This window comes from Rahnella sp. P4_A8, from assembly GCF_056402435.1.
In genome coordinates, this window is record NZ_JBFUHK010000245.1 from 1 (window position 1) to 1,264 (window position 1,264).

Annotated in this window: 1 protein-coding gene; it reads right to left on the bottom strand. The window is 49.1% G+C overall.

The genetic code is table 11. The features are described 5' to 3' along the window. Window positions 1–611: 611 nt before the first annotated feature. The gene (locus AC1DUO_RS25120) at window positions 612–1,262 is read right to left on the bottom strand and encodes an IS6 family transposase (protein WP_477989400.1); all 651 of its coding nucleotides are present in this window, start codon (window positions 1,260–1,262) and stop codon (window positions 612–614) included. Between the last annotated feature and the right edge of the window lie 2 nt (window positions 1,263–1,264).

Genomic DNA, 1,264 nt, shown 5'->3' on the forward strand with positions numbered 1-1,264 from the left:
CTCCCGGAAAGGGCACGGCCTGAATCTTGTGTACCCCAGTCGACATCATCTTCCGCCAGCGGTCTCCACATTCATCGACATGGTCGCGAAAAAACTGGGAGACAAGAAAAATTAATTGGCTTGCTACTGTTCTCAGTACCTGAGAGCTGACACTATCAGCGCTATCTGAGTCTCATGCCATACGACTCGCTGTCTGCGATCTTGAGGATTTATAACGCTGTTTATGCTCGAAGAGCTCGCGTAAACCTAAATTATTTGGATCTATCCGCGAGGGCGCTATGCGTTATCGGTGGCGAAGACGATGGCTTTAAGCAAGTAGTCTATTTGCTGGCGAGAACCTCTGGTGGGCCAGGAGGAATGGTTGTGGGTGCGGTGGGAGGGCTGATTGCCGGTTCAGGCAACTGCTTTGGGAGCAGTGGCGTTCGCCAAACAAGTAATAACGGAAACAGAGGCAGCAGTGACCATGGCCGAGGGTAAGATGAGTAGCGCAAATCCCCAGCTATTCGGCTTAGCGATGGGGATTTGTTTCAGACAGTATCATCATTTTATTTAACGTTGGTATGCATGAAAAAAGGATCTGTTGCAAAGTTTGTGATGGGTAGCCGTTAGTGTTATTGAAAGGTGTTATATTTCAAAGACTCTGCGAAGTAGAAGTTTTCCGCCTGTCCTTTACGCAGCGCCCGCATTACCTCAATACCCTTAATGGTTGCATAGGCTGTCTTCATTGATTTAAACCCCAGAGTGGCACTGATTATCCGTTTCAGTTTGCCATGATCGCATTCAATAACGTTGTTCCGGTACTTTATCTGCCGGTGTTCAACATCAGGTGGACAGCGGCCCTCTCGTTTCAACAACGCCAGCGCGCGACCATATGTGGGAGCTTTGTCGGTGTTAATGAGGCGGGGAATCTGCCAGCCTTTCACGTGATTTAAAATCTTTCCGAGAAAACGATATGCTGCTTTGCTGTTACGGCACGGAGAGAGATAAAAATCGATGGTGCGGCCTTTGCTGTCAACAGCCCGGTACAGGTAAGCCCATCGGCCATTCACTTTGATATAAGTTTCATCAAGATGCCAGGAGCAGAACCCTGAAGGGTTTCGCCAGTACCATCGCAACCGTTTTTCCATTTCAGGCGCATAACGTTGAACCCAGCGGTAAATCGTGGAGTGATCTACACTGACACCGCGTTCAGCTAGCATCTCCTGCAGCTCACGGTAGCTGATGCCGTATTTGCAATACCAGCGCACCGCCCACAGGATAATAT